General features: G+C 58.7%; 4 protein-coding genes and 1 pseudogene. 1 reads left to right on the plus strand and 4 read right to left on the minus strand.

Annotated elements, in window-relative coordinates; genetic code table 11:
* Positions 1 to 535: 535 nt before the first annotated feature.
* Positions 536 to 831: pseudogene (locus EOA86_RS24630) on the plus strand (transposase); the annotation flags it as partial.
* 593 nt (positions 832 to 1,424) lie between these two features.
* Here the strand turns inward: EOA86_RS24630 and EOA86_RS24635 are convergent.
* The 4 genes from EOA86_RS24635 to EOA86_RS24650 all read right to left on the minus strand — a co-directional run.
* Positions 1,425 to 1,691 carry a hypothetical protein gene (locus EOA86_RS24635; RefSeq protein WP_128344046.1) on the minus strand — a complete coding sequence of 89 codons (267 nt, stop codon included), beginning with the start codon at positions 1,689 to 1,691 and terminating at the stop codon, positions 1,425 to 1,427.
* A 155-nt stretch (positions 1,692 to 1,846) separates the two neighbouring features.
* Complete coding sequence (locus EOA86_RS24640; protein WP_128344048.1) at positions 1,847 to 2,659, minus strand: hypothetical protein; 813 nt, start codon at positions 2,657 to 2,659, stop codon at positions 1,847 to 1,849.
* 162 nt (positions 2,660 to 2,821) lie between these two features.
* Entirely contained in the window at positions 2,822 to 3,220 is a 399-nt protein-coding gene (locus EOA86_RS24645; RefSeq protein WP_245497363.1) for a helix-turn-helix domain-containing protein, read from the minus strand.
* A 496-nt stretch (positions 3,221 to 3,716) separates the two neighbouring features.
* On the minus strand, positions 3,717 to 4,173 hold a 457-nt coding region (locus EOA86_RS24650; RefSeq protein ID WP_128344052.1), incomplete at its 5' end, for a DUF4440 domain-containing protein.

Raw genomic sequence — 4,173 nt, forward strand, 5'->3', positions numbered from 1 at the left:
CATATCCCCCTCGCGCTCGGCTCATTTAGATATATCCAAAAGAGCCGGGGCAGGTCGAAAAGCGGAAGAGCGGGCCTCGGCTGGATTGGGCCTCTTTTCGGCGGTAGCTCATTAGTGTTACGTCGCTCCGAATCGGTCGTGTCCGTCGCCCCCGTTGGCGCGGCGTCAAAGCGTGGTCGCGGCGATCGAGCCGGGAATGCTGTTGGTCGAGGGTGCGTGCCACCCAGAATAGCGGCAATCTGGACGCTTTGACCATTGCATGGGCGGCATCCGGCTTGCGCCGTTCGCCTTACTTCTATTGGGTTTTTTTCTTGATAAGCTTTTCCGTTTGCTTTCCAAAATATAAACTGCACCGACGGAGGAGGTCCAATGAACCGCAGGTGTTTTCTTACAGGATTAGGCGCGACAGCCCTTGCACTTGGCTCCCAACCTGCGCGTTCTCATCCTGCCGTCTATGCGGTTTACGCCGTCGCCGCTGTCGCTTCGTATCTTGGGTCGCGTGCTAATCCCACCAATGCTCTGATCGATCACGGAATTGCCGGAAGGGGCCATGCTGCTTGCCGACAAGGGCTATGATGCCAACGCCTTGCGCAATGCCGTCACCGAGCGAAGGGCATGGGCCAACATCCCTCCCAAGGCCAACCGCAAGGACCGATCTGCTTCAGCGCCTTCCTCTACCAGGCGCGCAACCTCGTCGAGCGCTTCTTCAACAAGGCCAAGCAGTTCCGCCGGATCGCAACCCGATACGACAAACTGGCGGAAAACTACCTCGCTGCCCTCAAACTCGTCTCAGTCCGCATCTGGCTACGCGATAATGGGTTTACGTCCTAGGAGGAAGCGCCTAAGCCTAGCGCGCGTGGTCCCTATAAAAAGCGAGCAGAATGAAAATATTTTCCGACAGGCTGATTGGGAAGTCCGTCGAAAAAATCGAGGCTGCTGAATTACACGACAGCATTTTTGTAGTGCTATCGGATCGGAGCGCCTTCACTGTCTACACAGAAGTAAGCGCCACCCTAAGCTGTTATCAAGCTCAGCAAATTGAGCGCGTGACTAACGCCAGTGACCAGATCGTTTTGCATCTAAGCGGAAACGCATCTGTCACGATATCCACGGATCGCCAGCGGTTTCCGACGTGGTTGAACTCTTCGTCTACCATGATGACGATGGCTATGTGGTAGAAAATTAGGACGCTGCATCCGCCCGTTCAGATTTCAAACTGAGACACTAAGCAAATGATCAGCTCCTCGGCCGCGTGGAACAAAATCGCCGCTGCCTTGGTTGGGGCGGGTATTATGCCCCGCTACTATTTTGACACTATTGCTTCGGTCACTTTTTTGGGCGGCTTGGAATTCAGTTCGACGAGGTGCGGCCTCGCGCCGATCGGCAGCGTGGAGAGGTAAGCATCGATGCGGCCGACCGTCCCTTTATGTTGGCGCCATAACTTGCTCCTGCCTGGCGATCTGCCGATCATATTCGGTCCTGAGGCGAGCGACATTCCGAGCCGATTCCTTGAGCCGCCGTTCATCCGACGCCTTCAAAACGGCAAAATCGCTCAAACTGTGCTGATAGCCAGGCGTGTCGTTGGGCATCACGCGCGTCACATAGCCCCGGTCATAATCAGCCTGAAGCGTCAAGTGATCGTTGTTGGCGCGCTCCCAATCAATGCGGGCATCGTTGAACTGCTTGGTCACCGCCTGCACATGAGCATGCGCGTCGTCAACGTGCTGGGCGAGGCGGATGAGCCGGCAATATGTCGGCGAACTTGGCTGCGTTGCCGCTAATCATTATGTCAGCCATTTGAATTTTCTATCATTTTCGCTGTTGAGTTTGCTTTTTAGGCTCGTGTTTAGGCTTCCGTTTCGGTGTCAGACTGGAGGGGTGCCGGGCTTCGCCGCCCCGCATTCGGTTTTGCGGTCGGGAGGACCCGCGCGGCTTCGCCTGCCAAGGCGTCGGCGAGGGCGTCCAGGCCTGCCGCGCCACCGCTCGGCAAGTAGACGACACGCTGCTTTCCGGGGTTGGGCAGCCACGGCCATCCGCGATCGGCATGCAGCTGCTTCCATTGTTCAAACACTTGGCTGGTGACCGGCACAGGCTCGAACAGAGCGACATGCACCTTTAGCTTCTCGTCGACCGAGCATCCCATCGCATCGGCCGCGTTCAGCAACATGAAGGTCGCTGAACGGAAGCCGTTGTTGGCTTGGTGGTCGAGCCGATAGCGCTCGCCAATCGCTCCGCCATTGGCGATCTGTGAAGCAACGAAGCGAGAGGGCGCGGGCATGTCCTTGTCGGGGCCAGCGAGCAACCGAGCGTAGAGCAGCACGCTCCACAACGGCCCGAACGGTGGAGTGTGGGTCTTGGCCGCTGCTACGCAATCGTCATCGCCGGCGGCCCGAACCTTTATTTGGCCTGCGAACTCCTCGGCGGTCGGCAGCTTCGAACGACGGTTGGCTGGGCGATCCACTGCACCGGTCACAAAGTCGCGGACGACCCGGTTCACCAGGTCGAGCGACTTGCCCTCGCACGCCCACAGATAGGCTTGCACTTTGGCCTTGGTGCCTTCACCCCCCTGCCCGAACGGCATGTCGTAGTTAGCGAACAGGGTCGACAGGATCTCCTTCAGGCCCGTCGACGCAACGCTGGTGCTTGCATGGTTGGTCATGACGGGAAGAACTCCTCGAGAGCAGCGATCATCGGATTGCCTGGCTGTTGAGTGGCGGGACACCGTTTCTTCCCTCCCCGATTTTTGGAAATGGATGGGGTGCGCGCGACAGCGCGCTGATCCCCGTTAGGGGATGGTCGTTCTAAGAAAGGGTCGTTCTTATTAAGGGCGCACTTGGGAGTGACCCTCCCCCGCACTTGGGTGTGACCTCCCTGCTGGTATATCGGCACCCGCTTCGATGGTGATACCGTCATCGAAATCGGCCGGAAAGACCGGCTCGCGGTCCATGACGACCTGATAATAGCTGGCGAGCTGGGCACCGCTTTCAGCATGCCGGTGTCTCACTCGCAAATAGCCGAGCTTCACTAGCCGGCCGATCGAGTTGCGGACGCTCGGCGCCGTCGATCCGATCTTTTCCGCCAAGGTCTTCTGCCGAAGGATGCACCATCCGTTGTTGTCGGTGTGCGTGCCTATGGCAGCCAGGACATGGATATCCAGGCGGGCGGCCTTCAGGTCGAAAACAGCATCGGCCGGCATGATCGAGTAGCGAGGGCCGGCCATCACCGTTCACCACTAGCGCGCTTGCGCAGGTAGCCGAACTCGACCACAGCGGGAATGATGCAATAGCGCGGGCCACTCATGCCGACACCTCGGCAAACGGACCCCCGCCGCCAGGATGACAGGAACATCCCGAAAGCGGGGGGTAGATCGTGGAAGCGATCCTGGTCCTGGCAGGCTTGAGCGTGCTTAGAATCGCGGCCGATCGCGCGCAGCGGGGGGACGCAGCTGCCTTGCCGTTGTTCGACTGACCACCAGTAGCCGTCAAGAACCCTCCCCCGCCTTCTGCGAGAAGGTGGTTGGACATGGCCAGAGAAACGCTAATGGTTTCAATGAGCGCGGTCGGAGCGGTTGGACAAGCTAACTTATTGAATTGCTTGTGAACCGCCACGCCCCTTGGGCGTACCAGATTTTTCAACTGGCATGGCAATAGAGCATCAGATCGCAGTGCATGCAGCCGTACTCGTCGCCAAGGCGGCCGGACCTGGATATCAAATCCCTATTGGGCCGCACCTAAATTCCAGATGTCCCGATGCAGGCGCCATGTCCCGTCGTCGCCCTTCTTCCAGACGACGATGTACTTGCCTGCAACGGTGGAGAGGGCGCCGTCTTTGCTGGGCACATCGAGCGTAAATGCGCCAACTTCGTAGGCGAGGTTTGCGCTCTCTTCCACCTCCAGGGCCTTTAGGGTGAGATTCTTCATCCCGCTTTTGATCGCGCCCTGCCAGAATTCTTCCACGCCCTTGCGACCATCGACGCGCTTGCCGTCGGGCGGCAGCACGGCGGCATCCTCGGTATACATTTGACCGACCTCCACCGCGTTTCCGCTGTTGAAGGCGTCCGTGAATTTCGTCAGCGCAGCTTCGATGTCCTCGCGAGCCGACTGGGCGGCCGCAGACAACGCAGACGAAAGAAGCAGCACAGCAGCAAATGCAAATAACTTAGCCACTCTCATC

Source organism: Mesorhizobium sp. M5C.F.Ca.IN.020.32.2.1, from assembly GCF_004023105.1.
In the GTDB taxonomy this organism is placed as follows: domain Bacteria; phylum Pseudomonadota; class Alphaproteobacteria; order Rhizobiales; family Rhizobiaceae; genus Mesorhizobium; species Mesorhizobium wenxiniae.

Bases quoted from the DNA above. Each gene is read 5' to 3' on its own strand.
- EOA86_RS24645 (WP_245497363.1), bottom strand. From the start codon at position 3,220: ATGGCCGGCCCTCGCTACTCGATCATGCCGGCCGATGCTGTTTTCGAC.
- EOA86_RS24640 (WP_128344048.1), bottom strand. From the start codon at position 2,659: ATGACCAACCATGCAAGCACCAGCGTTGCGTCGACGGGCCTGAAGGAG.